This window comes from Paenarthrobacter sp. AR 02 (assembly GCF_021538675.1).
In the GTDB taxonomy this organism is placed as follows: domain Bacteria; phylum Actinomycetota; class Actinomycetes; order Actinomycetales; family Micrococcaceae; genus Arthrobacter.
Window position 1 is genome coordinate 65,262 of record NZ_JAJUKH010000010.1, and the last position, 16,339, is coordinate 81,600.

At 61.2% G+C, this 16,339-nt stretch carries 14 protein-coding genes and 2 pseudogenes; 12 read left to right on the forward strand and 4 right to left on the reverse strand.

Annotated elements, in window-relative coordinates; translation table 11 throughout:
* Window positions 1-76 precede the first annotated feature (76 nt).
* From LRQ04_RS16560 to LRQ04_RS16605, 10 genes and pseudogenes are all read left to right on the forward strand, one after another.
* Window positions 77-1,417 carry an ABC transporter substrate-binding protein gene (locus LRQ04_RS16560; protein ID WP_235521465.1) on the forward strand — a complete coding sequence of 447 codons (1,341 nt, stop codon included), beginning with the start codon at window positions 77-79 and terminating at the stop codon, window positions 1,415-1,417.
* On the forward strand, window positions 1,414-2,367 hold the full coding sequence (locus tag LRQ04_RS16565) for a carbohydrate ABC transporter permease (RefSeq protein WP_201435009.1): 954 nt from the start codon (window positions 1,414-1,416) through the stop codon (window positions 2,365-2,367). The genes LRQ04_RS16560 and LRQ04_RS16565 overlap by 4 nt, the downstream gene beginning before the upstream one ends.
* Entirely contained in the window at window positions 2,364-3,272 is a 909-nt protein-coding gene (locus LRQ04_RS16570; protein WP_201435008.1) for a carbohydrate ABC transporter permease, read from the forward strand. Before LRQ04_RS16565 ends, LRQ04_RS16570 begins: the two co-directional genes overlap by 4 nt.
* The gene (locus tag LRQ04_RS16575; RefSeq protein WP_235521466.1) at window positions 3,269-6,400 is read left to right on the forward strand and encodes a glycoside hydrolase family 2 TIM barrel-domain containing protein; all 3,132 of its coding nucleotides are present in this window, start codon (window positions 3,269-3,271) and stop codon (window positions 6,398-6,400) included. Before LRQ04_RS16570 ends, LRQ04_RS16575 begins: the two co-directional genes overlap by 4 nt.
* 11 nt (window positions 6,401-6,411) lie before the next feature.
* Window positions 6,412-7,087, forward strand: a pseudogene (locus LRQ04_RS16580) (hypothetical protein).
* Window positions 7,084-8,092 (forward strand): annotated as a pseudogene (gene galE, locus LRQ04_RS16585) (UDP-glucose 4-epimerase GalE). The pseudogenes LRQ04_RS16580 and galE overlap by 4 nt, the downstream one beginning before the upstream one ends.
* A gap of 20 nt (window positions 8,093-8,112) precedes the next feature.
* Window positions 8,113-8,364, forward strand: a complete 252-nt coding sequence (locus tag LRQ04_RS16590) for a hypothetical protein (RefSeq protein ID WP_235521467.1) — start codon at window positions 8,113-8,115, stop codon at window positions 8,362-8,364.
* A 95-nt stretch (window positions 8,365-8,459) separates the two neighbouring features.
* Complete coding sequence (locus LRQ04_RS16595; protein ID WP_235521468.1) at window positions 8,460-9,485, forward strand: ATP-dependent 6-phosphofructokinase; 1,026 nt, start codon at window positions 8,460-8,462, stop codon at window positions 9,483-9,485.
* A 69-nt stretch (window positions 9,486-9,554) separates the two neighbouring features.
* Window positions 9,555-9,821 carry a hypothetical protein gene (locus tag LRQ04_RS16600; RefSeq protein WP_201435003.1) on the forward strand — a complete coding sequence of 89 codons (267 nt, stop codon included), beginning with the start codon at window positions 9,555-9,557 and terminating at the stop codon, window positions 9,819-9,821.
* A gap of 502 nt (window positions 9,822-10,323) precedes the next feature.
* Entirely contained in the window at window positions 10,324-11,229 is a 906-nt protein-coding gene (locus LRQ04_RS16605; protein ID WP_235521469.1) for an Abi family protein, read from the forward strand.
* Between the two features lie 243 nt (window positions 11,230-11,472).
* Here LRQ04_RS16605 and LRQ04_RS16610 read toward each other — a convergent pair whose 3' ends face one another.
* A complete protein-coding gene (locus tag LRQ04_RS16610; protein ID WP_235521500.1) occupies window positions 11,473-11,835 on the reverse strand; it encodes a hypothetical protein in 363 nt (120 codons plus the stop codon).
* Between LRQ04_RS16610 and LRQ04_RS16615 the strand changes: the two genes are divergently transcribed.
* Complete coding sequence (locus tag LRQ04_RS16615; RefSeq protein ID WP_235521470.1) at window positions 11,758-12,027, forward strand: tyrosine-type recombinase/integrase; 270 nt, start codon at window positions 11,758-11,760, stop codon at window positions 12,025-12,027. The genes LRQ04_RS16610 and LRQ04_RS16615 overlap by 78 nt on opposite strands.
* A gap of 41 nt (window positions 12,028-12,068) precedes the next feature.
* Window positions 12,069-12,374: a helix-turn-helix transcriptional regulator gene (locus tag LRQ04_RS16620; protein WP_016359422.1), complete on the forward strand. Its 306-nt coding sequence runs from the start codon at window positions 12,069-12,071 to the stop codon at window positions 12,372-12,374.
* Window positions 12,375-12,888: 514 nt separating this feature from the next.
* On the opposite strand, the gene LRQ04_RS16625 is transcribed toward LRQ04_RS16620, so the two are convergent.
* The 3 genes from LRQ04_RS16625 to LRQ04_RS16635 form a co-directional block, all read right to left on the reverse strand.
* On the reverse strand, window positions 12,889-13,503 hold the full coding sequence (locus LRQ04_RS16625) for an NADPH-dependent FMN reductase (RefSeq protein ID WP_016359423.1): 615 nt from the start codon (window positions 13,501-13,503) through the stop codon (window positions 12,889-12,891).
* Window positions 13,504-13,884: 381 nt separating this feature from the next.
* A complete protein-coding gene (locus tag LRQ04_RS16630; RefSeq protein ID WP_166842590.1) occupies window positions 13,885-14,229 on the reverse strand; it encodes a cupin domain-containing protein in 345 nt (114 codons plus the stop codon).
* Window positions 14,226-15,491, reverse strand: coding sequence for an NAD(P)/FAD-dependent oxidoreductase (locus tag LRQ04_RS16635; RefSeq protein ID WP_166842589.1), 1,266 nt, complete (start codon window positions 15,489-15,491; stop codon window positions 14,226-14,228). The genes LRQ04_RS16630 and LRQ04_RS16635 overlap by 4 nt, the downstream gene beginning before the upstream one ends.
* Window positions 15,492-16,339: the final 848 nt, after the last annotated feature.

Genomic DNA, 16,339 nt, shown 5'->3' on the forward strand with positions numbered 1-16,339 from the left:
TGTGTTAGCCTTGTCACGTCGGGCCGCACGGCCCCGGCGCCGTGTCCGCGGCGCTGACCATAACGAAGTGGGACTCATGCCAGCTCTGACACGACGACAAGTCCTTTGCGGTGGACTCGGCGCCTCCGCCTTTGCCCTTCTCACCGGATGCGCCACTCCGGGCACTGTTTCCGTCAATACCGCACCTGCAATTCCTGCGGCCAGTACCGGTGAGAAGGTGACACTGACGTACTGGTCCTGGCTCAAGAATGTTCAGAAGGTTGCTGACATCTGGAACGCGAGCCACCCGGACGTCCAGGTCGAGACCGTATGGATCCCCAGCGGCAACCGCGGCGGGTACTCCAAGCTTTACGCCGCGCTAGCGGCCGGCGGCGGCCCTGACCTAGCGCAGGTTGAAATGCGCACGGTCCCCGAGTTCATGCTCGTCAACGGGCTCGTGGATCTCTCGCGCTACGGTGCCCGTGACTATGCGAACCGTTACGACCCCGCACTGTGGAGCCAGGTGAGTTTCTCCGGGGGTGTCTACGGCATCCCCCAGGATTCGGGGCCAATGGCCACGTTCTACCGCCCGGACGTCTTGGCTAAGATAGGCGCCTCTGCCCCAGCGACGTGGGAGGAGTGGGCAGCCGTCGGGCAGGAGCTGCGCAGTGTCGACGCTTATATCGACTGTTTCTCCCTCGCGGACACCTCCTACTTCGTGTCTTTTGCCGCGCAGGCTGGTGCCCGCTGGCTGCGTCCAGCCGAGGATGGATGGGTCATCAACATGACTGACGATTCAACGCTGAAGGTCGCGCGGTTCTTTGACCGGGCCATCGATGACGGCATCGTTACTACCGCTTACGGCCCCTTTACTCCCGGCTGGTACGCGGCGGCCTCGAGCGGGGAGCTCGCCTCGCTAACGAGCGGCAGCTGGGCCGATGCGCTCGTACAGAGCGTCAGCGGCGGAGCTGGAAAGTGGCGTGTGGCGCCCATGCCCATCTGGGACTCAACGGGATATGGGTCGAGTTACCTTGGCGGGTCTACCGCGGCTGTCCTGGCTAACAGCAAACACCCCCGCGAGGCCCTTGAGTTCGCTGTCTGGATGACGTCCACTCAGGCCGGCATCGACGCCGAGATCGCCAACAGTGGCATCGGATGGTCGCCCGTGCCGGGCATGATCGGTGCCACGCGTGAGAAGCCATCCGACTTTTTCGGGGGGCAAAACTACAACCAGAACGTCATCGTGCCAGCGAGTAAGTCGCAGAACATGGACTGGTCTTGGTGGCCCGTCACCACGCAGTCCTTCAACATTTTGAGCGACGGGTTTCGTCGTAAGGCATCGGGCACGAGCTTCGTCGACACCGTAGTGGCTGCCGAGCAACAGATCATGACCGCCTTCAGGAACAAGGGCCTGACGATTAGGAAGGAGCAGGCATGAGCACCGCGGCAGAAACAGCACATCCGGCAGTACCTAGGCGGGAGGGCCGTGACCGGGCAAGGCAACAGCGTCGTGCCGTCACCAGCGCACCCTGGATCCTGCTCGCACCCTTCCTGGCACTCTTCGCCCTCACGTTCATCTTCCCGATCATCGCTGCGGTCGGTTCAAGCTTCACAAAAGTGACCCGCAGTGGCCTCTTCGGCGAAATGGGCGTCCACTCCGGGTTTGCGGGTTTCGAAAACTATGCCCGCGCACTCGGAGACGGAAGCTTTGTCGCCTCGATCGGCCGGGTGCTGCTCTTCGGCATGGTCCAGGTCCCTGTCATGATCGCCCTTTGTACGGTTCTTGCGCTCCTGCTGGAGTCAGCCTCGGCTAAGTGGCCCGGTTTCTTCCGCGCCGCGTATTTCATGCCTTACGGCGTGCCGGGTGTCATCGCGACCATCCTCTGGTCGTTTCTTTACGTCCCGGGCCTGAGCCCGCTGGTGGACGCGGCCGGGTCTGTGGGCCTCACCGTGAACTTCCTTGGCCCGGATACCGTGCTGTGGTCCATCGCCAACATCGTTACGTGGAGCTACACGGGCTACAACATGCTGATCGTCATAGCCCAGCTCAAGGCAATTCCCAGTGAGGTTTATGAAGCTGCGCGCGTGGACGGTGCCGGACCTCTCCGGGTCGCGTGGACAATCCAGCTGCCGCTCATCCGGCCCGCCCTCGTGCTCACCACGGTGTTTTCCATCATCGGCACGCTTCAACTGTTCGCCGAGGCCCAAGTCCTCCAGACTGTTGCGCCGGCCGTCAATAGCCAGTACACCCCGAACCTGTCCGCCTACACTACTGCCTTTGCGTACAACGACTACAACGTCGCCGCCGCCCAGGCCGTGCTCATCGCCCTCGCGGCTTTCATCCTCTCCTTCACCTTCCTCCGGTTCACGAACAGGAAGTCCTCATGACTGCTGCCACCCCCACCCTTAGCCAGCCGCAGAACATCACCGAGAAGCCGCCTGTGACCCGTCGCCGGCGCCCCGGCTCCACAACCATTCTCGTCACCGGGCTGCTTGTCGTCGCAGCGCTCTATTTCCTGGTCCCGGTCTACTGGGTGGTGGTCGCCGCGACAAAGACCAGCGGTGACCTCTTCGCCACCAACGGGTTCCTGTTCGCCCCGCACTTTGTATTGTGGGACAACCTGGCGAACGTCCTCGCCTACGGGGACGGCATCTTCGTGCGCTGGTTCCTCAACTCAATTCTGTATGCAGGAGTGGGCGCACTCGCCGCGACGTACTTCGCCGCCGCAGGCGGTTACGCCCTGGCCAAATACAACTTCCGGGGCAACAGTTTCATCTTCGGGCTCATCCTCGGCGGCGTTCTCGTCCCCGGCACCGCCACGGCCCTGCCCCTGTTTCTGTTCTTCAGCCAGCTCGGTATCGCCAACACGTACTGGAGCGTCCTGCTACCCTCCCTCGTTTCGCCGTTCGGCCTGTTTCTGTGCCGGGTCTACGCGCAGGCAACCGTGGATCCGGCATTGTTGGAGGCTGCCCGCATCGATGGTGCGGGCGAGCTGCGTATCTTCCATTCCGTGGGACTGCGCGTTCTCACTCCCGCCCTCGTGACGGTGTTCTTGTTCCAGCTTGTGGGCATCTGGAATAACTACTTCCTGCCGCTCGTGATGCTCTCCGACTCGAAACTGTTCCCCATCACAGTCGGTCTGAATAACTGGCTTAGCCAGGCCGACCGACTCCCCGAGTTCTACCAGCTGACCACCGGCGGCGTACTGCTGTCTGTCATCCCGCTGGCCATCGCCATGATCGTCCTTCAGCGTTTCTGGCGTGGAGGCCTCACAGAAGGAGCCGTCAAATGATCCCGCACCCAGCGGAGGCAACAGCCTCCACCGCTTACGTCACCGACCCGGGCCCGGGAGAAGGACGGCGGGTACCGGCCCGTTCCTGGCTTCACACCGACGCCCCGTCCCTGTCCCTCGACGGGAAATGGCGATTCCGGCTCCTCAACGGAGTCCCCGGAACGCCCGGCGGCCGGGGGGTCTTGCCCCGGGGGGAAGCCGCAGACGCGATGGCCGCCGCAGAGTACGACGACACTACGTGGGAGTCGCTCACCGTGCCCTCCCACTGGGTGCTTCAGGGCGACGGATCGTACGGCCGCCCGATCTACACCAACGTGCAGTTCCCCTTCCCCATCGACCCGCCGTTCGTCCCCGACGAGAACCCCACCGGAGACTACCGCCGCACGTTCGAACTGCCCGCCGACTGGAAGACCAACGACTCAGCCGGCGGCGGCCGCATCGTCCTGCGCTTCGACGGCGTCGAATCCCGGTACAAGGTATGGGTCAACGGCACAGAAATCGGGTGGGGCGCCGGCAGTCGCCTCGCCCAGGAGTTCGACGTCACCGACGCCGTCAGCGTGGGCACCAATACGATCGCAGTCCGCGTCCATCAATGGTCCGCTTCCAGCTACCTCGAAGACCAAGACCAGTGGTGGCTCCCTGGAATTTTCCGGTCAGTGACCCTCCTGTCCCGCCCGGCCGGCGGCATCGAGGACATCTGGCTCAGGACCGGCTACAACGACGGGGCCGGGATTATAGAACCGGAAGTTAAGGCGACGCCGTCCTCATACCCTGTTCGCCTCCGCGTACCCGAGCTCGGCATCGACGTCGAGTGGGCTAACCCCGCCGATGTTGCACCCGTGCCGGTTTCTGTCGTCGAACCCTGGACCGCCGAAACCCCACGGCTCTACGATGCGACCGTGGCCAGCGGGGCGGAGACGGTGTCACTGCGGATCGGCTTCCGCACCGTAGAGATTGTCGGAGACCAGTTCCTGGTCAATGGACGCAAAGTGGTGTTCCACGGTGTCAATCGCCACGAGACCCACCCCACGCTCGGCCGCGTCTTCGACGAGAACTTCGCCCGCGAGGACCTTGCGCTCATGAAGCGCTCGAACGTCAATGCAATCCGTACCAGCCACTACCCACCCCACCCAAGGCTGCTCGAACTCGCAGACGAGATGGGCTTCTGGGTCATCCTCGAGTGCGACCTCGAGACTCACGGGTTCGAGCGGCACGGCTGGGCCCGGAACCCGAGCGATGAGCCGATGTGGCGTGAGGCATTCCTTGACAGGATCGAACGGACCGTGGAGAGGGACAAGAACCGCCCCTCAATCGTCATGTGGTCCCTCGGCAACGAGTCCGGCACAGGGCAGAATCTCGCCGCTATGTCCGCGTGGGTGCATGCACGGGATGCGGGCAGACCCGTCCACTACGAAAATGACTACGCTGGCGCGTACACCGACGTGTACTCCCGCATGTACGCGACCCTGCCCGAGGTGGAGACGATTGGGCGCGACGGCGACACCACGCCGCTGCTGGGCTGTTCCCCTGCCGAGGGGGCACGGCAGCGGAGCAAGCCGTTTGTTCTGTGCGAGTACGTCCACGCGATGGGCAATGGGCCCGGGAACATATCGCTGTATGAGGACCTGGTTACGAAATACCCGCGGCTGCACGGCGGGTTCGTGTGGGAGTGGCGCGACCACGGTATCGCCGCCCGTACCGCGGATGGCACCGAATACTTCGCCTACGGCGGCGACTTCGGCGAGGAAATCCATGACGGCAACTTCGTCCTCGACGGCCTCATCCTCTCCGACTCGACCCCCTCTCCGGGACTGTATGAATTCAAGGCCGCCGTGGCGCCAGTGGGACTTACCTTTGAAGGGCTCGAGCCGGGCGGCAAGCCCCTGGTTCGGGTGGCAAACCTGCGACACAGCGCTGATCTGGGAGACCTGGTCTTCCGCTGGCGCCTTGAAGATAACGGCGAACCAGTCGCCTCCGGTGAGCTAACCGTCGATGGGCTCGACGGCGGTCCTCTCGCCCCTGGCGCTTCGGCCTCAGTGCCCCTGCCAGTGTCCGCGGAAGGATGCACTGGAGAGGTATGGGTGACCGTCGAGGCCGTCCTCGCGCAGGATGCCGGGTGGGCGCCTTCCGGGCACGAAGTCGCCTCGGCGCAGGGCCGTCTCGCGTCGCCCGCGACGCGCCCGCTGCCGTTCGCTGCCGGGCTCCCGGGCCGAGCTTGGCGGCAAGGGGAAAGCGCTGGGCTCCTGGAGCTCGGACCGGCAGTCTTCGATGAAGGGCGACTCGTTACACTCGCGGGCCTCCCTGTCGATGGGCCCCGCCTTGAACTGTTCCGGGCTCCCACGGACAATGACCGCGGCGAATCCCGGGGTGGATACATCGACACCGACCCCTGGGCACCAGACGCAGACGGAATCCCCGGCGTAGGAGCTCCCGGGCCGTCGTCGGCAGCACGCTGGTACAAAGCCGGACTGGACCGGCTGCACGGGCGCGTTGAGGCAGTCGAAGTGCTCGGTGAACGGGCCCTCCGTGTGCGCACCCGGTACGCCGCGGCGGACCAGGTCCGCACCGTCACCGTCGAGGAGCAATGGATCCTCGATTCCGAAGGTCTGTGGCTGCGGGTGGACATTCTTCCGTCCTCCGATTGGGGCGGCGTGTGGCCCCGCGTTGGGGTCCGGTTCGGGCTACCCACTCACGTGGACGCAGCGTCATGGTTCGGGCTGGGCCCACACGAGTCCTACCCGGACAGCCTCGAAGCTGCACATGTAGGACGGTACGCCGCCGGGATCGATCAGCTCGCCGTGCCATACGCGCGGCCGCAGGAGACCGGTCACCGCGGGGGCCTTCGTTCGCTCAGCCTGCTCCGGGGCTCAGAACCGTGGGTACGGTTCGACGCGTTCCCGGATGCACGGGGCCGCCTGCCGGGCTTCACCTTGAGCCGCTACACGGCCCAGGAGCTGGCCGCAGCTGGACACCCGCACGAGCTGCCTCTTGCCACGCGCTCATGGCTATACCTCGATGCGGCTCAGCACGGGCTCGGCACCCGCTCGTGTGGCCCGGATGTTTGGCCCGAGTCAGCGTTGGCGCCGGAGGCACGAACGCTCACTTTCCGCCTGGGGGCCCCTAAATGACCAGCCTCGTAATGCCCAGGACGAGCACCGATACCGTCCCGATCTCGGATCGACAGACCACGCTGCGCTACGGCCCCTACACCGCCGAAATAGCCAGCGTAGGTGCAACGTTGCGCTCCTTGCGCCACAACGGCAGAGACCTGATTCTCCCCTTTTCGGAACATCAGGTCCGCCCCGCCTACCGAGGTGCAGTCTTGGCCCCTGGCCCAACAGCGTGATCGCAGGTCGGTATGAATTCGAAGGCGTGGAATACCAGCTCGGTATCAACGAACCGAGCCGGGGCCATGCGCTCCATGGGTTGCTGGCCTGGCAAGAGTAAGCGACGTTTCCGATGATCGACGCTACGACTTTGTGTCCCCCCGACCTATCGGTTCCACAACACTAGACCATGCCTTTACCAACCTTGTACGTGACGATGAGGGCTACTCAACTGCATGCCTGACGACATGGGACGGGTCGGGAACTTCGATGACATGGGGTCGGGACTGTCCCTGGGTTCAGATACACACAGCCGACCTTCCGGATGTGGAATCCAGCAGAGCTGGCCTGGCGGTAGAACCAATGACCTGTCCGCCTAATGCCTTCAACACTAGGACGGACCTCATAGTCCTCCTCCCGGGGCAAAGTCATACCGCGAGCTGGAACATCGAAGCGATACCTGCAAACCCAACCCACACTCGCTCATGAAAATCTTGGTTACAGGCGGCACAGGCTATATCGCTTCCCACACTGTTTTGTCCCTGCAGGAAGCCGGCCACGACGTGGTCGTCATCGACAACCTGGTCAACTCCAGCGAGGAGTCACTGCGTCGCGTGGCTGAACTCAGCGGCAAGACCGCGGAGTTCCACCACGTTGACCTGGTCGACGAAGCCGCCGTCGAGGATGTCTTCGCCGGCGCCGGCATCGATGCGGTCATCCGTTTTGCCGGGCTCAAAGCCGTGGGCGAGTCGGTGCAGGAGCCGCTGAAGTACTACTACAACAACCTGGTGGGCACGTTGAACCTGATCCGCGCCATGGACCGGCATGACGTCCGCTCCATCGTGTTCAGCTCCTCTGCCACCGTCTACGGCGAACACAACGCCATCCCCTACGTGGAAACGATGGAGATCGGCGCCAACAACCCCTATGGACGCACCAAGGAACAGATCGAGGACATCCTCTCCGACCTCGGAACCGCCCACTCCCGCTGGCACATCGCACTGCTGCGCTACTTCAACCCGGTGGGCGCACACCCCTCCGGACGGATTGGCGAGGACCCGCAGGGTATCCCCAACAACCTGGTCCCGTTCATCGCCCAGGTGGCCGTGGGCCGCCGAGAGAAGCTCATGGTCTTCTGTGGCGACTACGACACCCCCGACGGCACCTGCCTGCGCGACTACATCCACGTGGTGGACCTCGCCGAAGGACACGTCGCGGCGCTGAACTACCGGCGTCTTCCGCTGGAACCTCGGCTCCGGCAAGGGCTCTTCCGTCCTGGAGGTCCTGCGCTCGTTCGAAAAGGCGGTGGGTAGGCCCATCCCCTACGAGCTCACCGGCCGCCGCGCGGGAGACCTGCCCGCATTCTGGGCCGACTCCAACTCCGCTCTGGCTGACCTGAACTGGTCCACCACCAAGACCGTGGACCAGATGTGTGAAGACCACTGGCGGTGGCAGAAGAACAACTCCCAGGGCTTTATATCCCACCGCGAATGAACTGTAGGAGCAGTGGATAAATGCAGACAGAGAATTCCACCTGCACGGACTTCCACGAGCATGAACGCACGCAACACGATTCCATCACCGTTCATGTGCACACACGAACCCGTTTGGAGGCCGCCGTCGAGGCCGTCGTCCAAAAACTCGCTGTTTGCGCGAGATATCGGAGGCAGGGAATTCGGGTGACCCGGACGGCTCCGGGGACTGTCATCGTAAGCCTCGACCCCGATGTTCCCTGCGGCATGAGCTACGAACAAACTACCTGGTAGTACACGAAGGCGATAGGGCGAAATCAGCCTTATGCCTGTCTTGGGCTTTTCTGATGGCCCCTTTCCAACATGGCAACTGAACCTAGGAATCACGCATGAAAATTGGAATCTTCACCAGCGGTGGCGACTGCCCCGGATTGAACGCGGTCATCCGCGGCGCCGTGCTGAAAGGCATCACCATCCACGGCCACGAGTTCGTCGGATTCCGCGACGGCTGGCGCGGCGTGGTGGAGGGCGACATCATCGACCTTCCCCGCACCATGGTCCGCGGCATCGCCAAGCAGGGCGGCACCATCCTGGGCACCTCGCGCACCAACCCGTTCGACAACGGCGGCGGCCCGGATGTCATCAAGGCCCACATGGACCGCCTGGGCATCGACGCGATGATCGCGATCGGCGGTGAAGGTACCCTGGCCGCGGCCAAGCGCCTCACTGACGTCGGCCTGAAAATCGTCGGTGTTCCGAAGACCGTGGATAACGACCTCGACGCCACTGACTACACCTTTGGTTTCGACACCGCCGTGCAGATCGCTACCGAGGCCATCGACCGGCTGCGGACCACCGGCGAGTCCCACCACCGGTGCATGATCGCCGAAGTGATGGGCCGCCACGTGGGCTGGATCGCGCTGCACGCCGGCATGGCGGCTGGCGCCCACGCCATCCTCATCCCCGAACAAGAAGTCAGCATCGACCAGAATACCCAGTGGGTAAAGGAAGCCCACCACCGTGGCCGCGCACCCCTGGTGGTCGTCGCAGAAGGCTTCATTCCCGAACATATGGACGGGGCTTATTCCGAGCGTGGCCTGGACACCTTCGGCCGTCCCCGCCTGGGCGGCATCGCCGAGCAGCTCGTCCCGGAGCTGGAAGCCCGGACTGGCATTGAAACCCGCGCCACCATCCTGGGCCATATCCAGCGCGGCGGCGTTCCGTCCGCCTTCGACCGGGTTCTGGCCACCCGCCTCGGGATGGCGGCCATCGACTCCGTCGTTGAAGGCTACTGGGGCACCATGGTGGCCCTCAAAGGAACGGACATCCAGCACGTCAACTTCCATGAAGCTCTGGGTCAGCTCAAGACCGTCCCGCAGAAGCGTTACGACGAAGCGGCCGTCCTGTTCGGCTAACACTCAAAAGACAAACACTATTCGCGAACGCTATGCTCCCCGTCACAAAGCTGCTCAGCGTCTGCTGCAATGAAGCTCGAGGACGACATGCAAACAAGCACGACGCCGAATCAAGACCAAACAAACACCCACTCTTTCGCACCGTGGCAGCCTGTTGACGACTGGACTGTGCTGACCAACCAGGACGTCGAAGTTCACACTCACGGCAGCGTGACCGACCGCGGGCGGGTCGAAGCTGTCATGGCCGACGGATCTCTACTGTGGCTGATGCAGGACGGAGCCCACAGCCGGCGCGTTGTAGAACAACAACCAGGAACGTACATTCGCCGTATCTGAAACTGACAGCGATCGTGTCGGGGGGAAACTAGATCTGAGCACTCAAGCTTCGACGACCAGCGGCTCCCACCCATGGCGTCCGGATGGTGTAGCTCCGAGGCCGTCTCGTCATTGAAGAGCACACCCCAACCTGACGTGTAGGCCGTTTGACGAGGGACGACTCCTCCAGAAAAAGTGGGTCCGACTTTCTCTCGAAGCCCCGATCCACACATATCAAGCGCACAACGCTAGTGCGTGTCATCAAAGGAGTTCTTGGGGCATTTAGACCGTGGAGGGCGGTTCCGGAGCCCGTTTGCTCCTCCTGGGATTGTCAGGATGGGGTCTAGAGAGGTCATGGACCACTGTCAGACAAAGGAAACTTCACATCATTCTGACGTCAGCGCTCGGCTGTCTCGGTTGGAGACCCGTTCGGAAAACAGATATAGTTGAAGCACTACGACCGGTTCCGCCTACTTCGGTAGGTCCAGGGCCGGTCTTCACTTTCCCTGAGCAGGAGGCTCAGTTGCCCGCACCCGTGAAGGCCTACAAGACCTACGAGGAGCAAGTCGACCTCCTTGCCTCCCGCGGGATGGCCATCGCGGACAGAGAAGCCGCCATCCAGCAGTTGCAGCACACGAACTACTACCGCTTGAGTGGGTATTGGTATTCCTTCAGACGCCAAGGACCTTCAGGGCGTGAGGACAGCTTCTACACCGGAACGACGTTCACCGACGTCGTCAGGCTCTATAACCTCGATGCGAGTCTGCGAACAGCGACCTTTGCCTCCCTCGCACCGATCGAGCTGGCCTTGCGCGCACTACTCGGCCACGCCCTCGGGACGATCGACGAATGCGCCCATCTCAAGCCAGCACTCCTGGGTCCGAGAGCCGGCCAGGGAACTTCTTATGCCACCTGGATGCGGCGGTACAAGAAGAGCCTGGCTGATTCGAAGGAAGACTTCGTCAAGCATCACCATTCCAACTACGGGGGAACCCTTCCTGTGTGGGCAGCCGTTGAAGTCCTCGACTGGGGAGCACTCACCTACCTGTACGGCTTTTCGCCGCGGCAGACCCAAGACGATCTCGCGGCCACGTTTGGCCTGACCGCCCCGCAGCTCGAGTCCTGGATGAAATCACTCAACGTCCTGAGAAACATCTGCGCCCACCACGGACGACTTTTTAACAAGGTCCACGCCATAAAGCCCAAACTTCCAAGCGTCGGCCACATACCCGAACTCGATCACGCCCGCTACGAGATGAACCGCACCTTCGGCCAACTCACCCTCATCCAGTACATGCTCCGGACCCTCAACGTCGGGCGGACCCAACTCCTCCCAGCCGTCCTACGCTCATACCCAGATGTACAGCTACTCCCTATTTCACACATTGGCGCCCCGACCAACTGGGCCACTTCCCCGCTCTGGAACTAGCTACCCGAACCCATTCGGCGCCTGCGATATCTGTCCCAGGACAGCTTGACGGAATATCCGTTATCGGCATCCAAAGTACGGGAGTAGAAGTAGCTGCGGGAACTCCCGTCCATCAACGAATCTGGCGTTTCCGCCGGACAAGCAGGCTTTTGTCGAATGCGGACGTGCTGGCGTCCTGGCGTGAACTCGCGCTTGGGTCCTTGCGACTGTCGGTTTCATGCATCTAATGCATGTTTCCATGGTTTAAGGGTCGTTGTGAGTGGTGTCGTTCCGGGTTTTGTCCCGCGGAGGCTGGTGGATCCGGACATTGGGCTGTTCCGTGCTGATGAACGGGTTTTTACGGCCATGCTGGATGGCTGGCGGGCGCAGATGCTTGCCCGTGGCCTCACGACGGACACCATCAAGCAGCGTTGCCAGCTGCTGGAGCGTTTTCAGCGGTTCACGGGTGAATTTCCGTGGCAATAGCGCCCCGCGGACATCGATGATTTCCTGGCCTCGGCGCTTTGGCCCAGTGAGCGTGGCGCCCGGATGTCCCTGGGCTCGTTCGGTGATGCGTTCGCTGCCGCGCGGGATGCCGTCGGTCTGCCGCACGAGTTGGGTCTGCATTGCCCGAGGCATTTCTACGTGACGCACCTGGTCGAAGCTGGTTATGACGCGGCCTTCGTGCAGACGCAGGTTGGCCACTCCTATGCGTCGACTACCGGCCTCTATACCTCGGTATCGTCGGACTTCAAGCAGAAAACCGTGCAGCAGATGATTGCACGCCGCATCGCGAACTTGGAGGACCCAGGTGCCTGAACAGCGCCGGATTGGCTACCGCTGGAAACCTGCGAGCCCTGATGACAAAGCAGAACCTCTGGAAGACCACCGAACTGATGCCGCTCCTGAAATCCCGTGGCATCAACCTCTCCGAAAGCCAGGTCTACAGGCTGGTCACCTCGACGCCGGAGCGCATTCCGGCAAAGACATTCGCGGTGCTCTGCGACGTCCTGGGCTGCACCCCGAACGACCTTTTCGAACCTTTCGTGGAGATGCGCGCCGCGGCGACAGCGAACGCCCCGAAACGCAGCGAAGACCTCGGCATCCAACCAGGAAACCCGATCGCACGACGTGTCCGACTCGTCGCTCCCGAAGACGGTGAGTAGGCCACGCAAAGAAGAGGACCCCGTTCGCTGGCCGGTCCCCTGCGTTCGCTGCGGCTAGCACCACCAAACGGTTGCGCGTTGGCCCGACGGCGGAGTCTGCGGCTACTGCTATCAGCAGGCAAAACGCACCTGCGGGGTCTGCGCCTGCGGCCATGACCGGGCCGCCGCCATCCTCATCCTCGTCTTCGGACAACAAGCTGAAAACATCGCACGTCTAACCTGGGACGACATCAGCGTCACCGGCGGCGTGGACCAACGGCCGACTAACGGTCGTGAGCAGTTTCCTTGCTCCGCAGCTTTTTGCCCTTGCCACGGTGTTTCGCTGAGTTGCTAGCCTTGCCGACATCTGCAGCCGTGAAGGTTAGGGCCATCGCTCGGTGGCAATCCTAGCTATGACTTTTCGCAAATTCTGCAGCCGCGGACCAGACAGACCCATCTACAACCGCAACATCACAGTTACGTCAGTGTGGTGTCCTCGACAGGGACAGTTTGCTGTCGTGGCGCGTTGTCCTTTTTAGCGGGATAGCTTCTCCCTGTCCGGCTCCATATCACCGATGTGTCCGGCGGTGTTGGCTGCTAGGACTCGGGCAACGAAGGCGCTGTACTCGTCCATGTAGTGGCGCAGGAATTTCGCGGTGCGTTCATCCTTGACTTCGCCCCCTTCCCCAAACACGTCCGCGTCGTAGTGAACGTATGCTTCAGGCGAATTCAGCTGGGGTGCGTCTAGGAAGCTAAGGATGCTGCGGAAGGATGACTGCATCACGGCGGTGCCGATACTACCCGGGGAGGTCCCGATGATGCCGGTGGGTTTACGGGCGAACGAATTCGATCCCCAAGGACGAGAGCCCCAGTCGATAGCGTTTTTAAGGGCACCCGGAATGGAACGGTTGTACTCGGGAGACACGAAGAGAATACCGTCCGACGCTTCAATGGCACGCTTGAGCGCCCGGCCTTCCGGCGGGAAATCCGCGTCGTAGTCATAGCTATAAAGCGGGAGATCCCTAATCGGAATTTCGCTGAACTCGAGGTCCTCTGGTGCAAGATTTATCAAAGCTTGCGAGAGAACCCGGTTGATAGAGCCGGTTGCCAAGCTCCCCACGAAATATCCGATCCTGTATTTTGCTGCCAAAGTTTCAATCCTTTCTTTTCCGATTTACGGCGGCCGCAGGCTAACTTGTGCGTTGCTGCCGGTTTATGTGGTCAGCCAGCCGAGCCAGGGAAGAAGATCCTGTACTTCGGGATTGCGATTTTCAACGGGAGTCCTCAATGCCTGAGAAGGAAGGGCAGCCTTGCTAAATTTTTCGACGAACGTGCAGTTACCGAGTGGTGTCCGATCTTGGAGGTGGCGCGCACCATGGTTAGTTGACCGCACATGGCAAAACCCGGGGCGGAACAGGTGGAACGAGTGCTTGTTCACGTCTAGACCTTTTGTAGAGCTATGGATACAGCGACTTTCGCTACGATGAAGGGTAGAAAACTTTTACGGCACAGGTGCTTGTCCCGTTTCAGTTCAAAGGCGAACTATTGCGTAGGACTTAATGAGGGTGCTTTTGATACTCCACCGACCGCTCCAGCCGTTCTCAAGGATTAGGACTGTTCCGGGCTTGAGGGTGATGCGTGAGCCGTCATCATGAATCAGTTCACCTTCTCCTTCTAACACGCTAATAAATTCCTCGTATCCCTGATGGACTGTACTAAATTCACCAGGACTCACCCGCCACAGACCAAGCTCCGTTTTGCCGTCCGTAAAAAGCACGTGGGTACTCGCGGCGGGTGTGCCCTGAATGACTCGTTCGGAAGTAATCGAAACCGGTTTTGGCCAGTGTATGGAAGATGCGTGAAGTACGGTGCTCATGCTTTGCTTCTTTCAGAGTCAGAGTTACCAGACTTAGTTTCAAGGCGCTGCATTACACGTCCGGCGGCTCGCTCGCCGCTGCGTATAGCTCCTTCCATTAGGCCTACAAATTCGGGTTCGCTGTATTCGCCGGCCCAGAAAACATCTCCTACCGGCTTTTCCAAAAGAGCTGTCCCCGCTGCCGTTACGCCTGGGGCATGGGCGGCGTAAGCGCCACCTGCCAGTTGGTCCTCGGACCATACAGTGGTCAGCGCGGCAGCGTCCTGTGGGATGGCGAGATCCGTGCGAAGTGCTCGTGCTTTGGCAACCCATTCCGCTGGGCGCTGTTTAAGGCTGGCACGGGTAATGGCTGATGGTGAGCCCATGAAGGCGTTCAGCACCGGGGCCACGGCCCCGGATTCGTCCGTGGCTGTCCAGGTCCAGTAGCGGCCTTCGACGGACATGACAGCACTTGTGGCGGGCTGGGTTTCCAATGGGAGGTGTAGTTTTGCCGCATGTCCTTGAAGAACGTGCTTTAGGGCTGCGTCACGTGCCTCGGTTGTCGGAAGGTTCAGTTGCGAGTCACGGATTACAGCCAACGGAAGAGCAACAACGACGGTGTCGAAAACGGACGTGTCGGTGTCGGTGGTAACAAGAACACCGCCGTCACGAATGTTTTCAACCGCCCTCACGGTTTCGCCGTAACGAACAGCAGAACCAAGTGCAGCTGCCATCGCGTCGGGCAGCCGCTGATTGCCGCCAGCCACCCGCCAGCTGGGTTTGGGTTCGAACGAGGCGATATGTTGTAAGGATCTCGCCGTGACCTCTGATGCGCTCACAGCCGTAGAGATTTCGATTCGGGCACGAAGGGCGTCGACCAGTTCCGGTTCGTCGGGCAACTTGGCAAGCAACTCTTCGGCGGTCCCCTGAAGGCCACTGCCACTGGCTAATTCCAGTGCTTCCCGTCCGGTACGGATAATGTCATCACAAGTGATTCCAGTCGTGTCGCCGGGTTCCCGAACGTAATAGCTCATGCCAGTGTCAACCAAGCTAAGCCCAAACTGGGAAAGCAGCCGCCGCATGGAGGTGTAGCCATCTAGAACGAATTCTGCACCTCGTTCTATCACATAGCTGCCTTTTGGTGTGTCAAGCGTTTCGGACCACACACGACCACCGGGGCGGTTGCGGGCTTCGAATACCGTGACGTTTTCACCGGCTTCGGCGAGTTTTGTAGCAGCTGCAAGGCCAGCCAAGCCGGCACCAAGAATTCCTATGCGGCCCACACAGCCACCTCCGTTTCGTTTTGTTCAGGGGCGAAGACAGTAGAAGACGCTGTTCCCACCCCAGATTAGGTCGCTAGGAGTGCTAACAAAATCATACGAGTATGATAAATCTGTCCTCGTTTTTGTACTTCTGAATAGTCGTTGCGGTGTCTGCCGGGTGGCGCGTGGCCGAGTGGATTGTTGCCCTAAAAGCCTCGGCGAGGGAAAGTTCCGGATGTGCTTACCCCCAAGCGACAGGCCGCTGGAGACGTCCAGCCTGACCTCGTGGAGGATTTTCCCGGTTTCATAGCCGGGTTCATTTTCGGACTCAAGTACGGAATTAGTACAGAAATCATCCTCTAGAACTGTTTGGGACCACCGCGGGGCGCTTCATACTGACTGCTTAGACGTGAGACCGTAACCGCCTTTGCGTTCGCTTCGAAGCAACAGAGCACTTTTATGTCTGAAACATAGCGCGGTAGAGACTCGCGCACCGCCTCGGAAGGAGCCACCGGCATGCCACAGCACACGGGCATATTTAGCAAGGTCATCACAGTTGATCACCGCTGCGAGGTGGATGAACGACTCACCGCCGTGGTCACCGAGGCAATGGCGCATGCGTTACGGACGTCAACCCATGGAATTGTTGTCACGCGTCACGACCAAAGAACGTTCAGTGTCCGCCTTTCGCCGGACATATCCCCAGGGACGACAGTGGAGCGCGATCTCTGGAGAAGCAATGTTGGATGTCGACCGAATATCTAATGTTGGACTCCGTGCTCCTAACATAAGAGTCAATTTCGCCGGCACTCATGCGACGCCTACCGTCACAACTTTGTCTCACCATGGTCCGCGTCTTGCGCTTTCCT

Excerpts from the sequence above, each read along its gene's own strand:
- LRQ04_RS16610 (WP_235521500.1), bottom strand. The coding sequence starts at position 11,835 with ATGCAGACCCAACTCGTGCGGCAGACCGACGGCATCCCGCGCGGCAGC.
- LRQ04_RS16575 (WP_235521466.1), top strand. The coding sequence starts at position 3,269 with ATGATCCCGCACCCAGCGGAGGCAACAGCCTCCACCGCTTACGTCACC.
- LRQ04_RS16570 (WP_201435008.1), top strand. The coding sequence starts at position 2,364 with ATGACTGCTGCCACCCCCACCCTTAGCCAGCCGCAGAACATCACCGAG.
- LRQ04_RS16590 (WP_235521467.1), top strand. The coding sequence starts at position 8,113 with ATGCAGACAGAGAATTCCACCTGCACGGACTTCCACGAGCATGAACGC.
- LRQ04_RS16595 (WP_235521468.1), top strand. The coding sequence starts at position 8,460 with ATGAAAATTGGAATCTTCACCAGCGGTGGCGACTGCCCCGGATTGAAC.
- LRQ04_RS16560 (WP_235521465.1), top strand. The coding sequence starts at position 77 with ATGCCAGCTCTGACACGACGACAAGTCCTTTGCGGTGGACTCGGCGCC.
- LRQ04_RS16600 (WP_201435003.1), top strand. The coding sequence starts at position 9,555 with ATGAAGCTCGAGGACGACATGCAAACAAGCACGACGCCGAATCAAGAC.
- LRQ04_RS16630 (WP_166842590.1), bottom strand. The coding sequence starts at position 14,229 with ATGAGCACCGTACTTCACGCATCTTCCATACACTGGCCAAAACCGGTT.
- LRQ04_RS16620 (WP_016359422.1), top strand. The coding sequence starts at position 12,069 with ATGACAAAGCAGAACCTCTGGAAGACCACCGAACTGATGCCGCTCCTG.
- LRQ04_RS16615 (WP_235521470.1), top strand. The coding sequence starts at position 11,758 with ATGTCCCTGGGCTCGTTCGGTGATGCGTTCGCTGCCGCGCGGGATGCC.
- LRQ04_RS16565 (WP_201435009.1), top strand. The coding sequence starts at position 1,414 with ATGAGCACCGCGGCAGAAACAGCACATCCGGCAGTACCTAGGCGGGAG.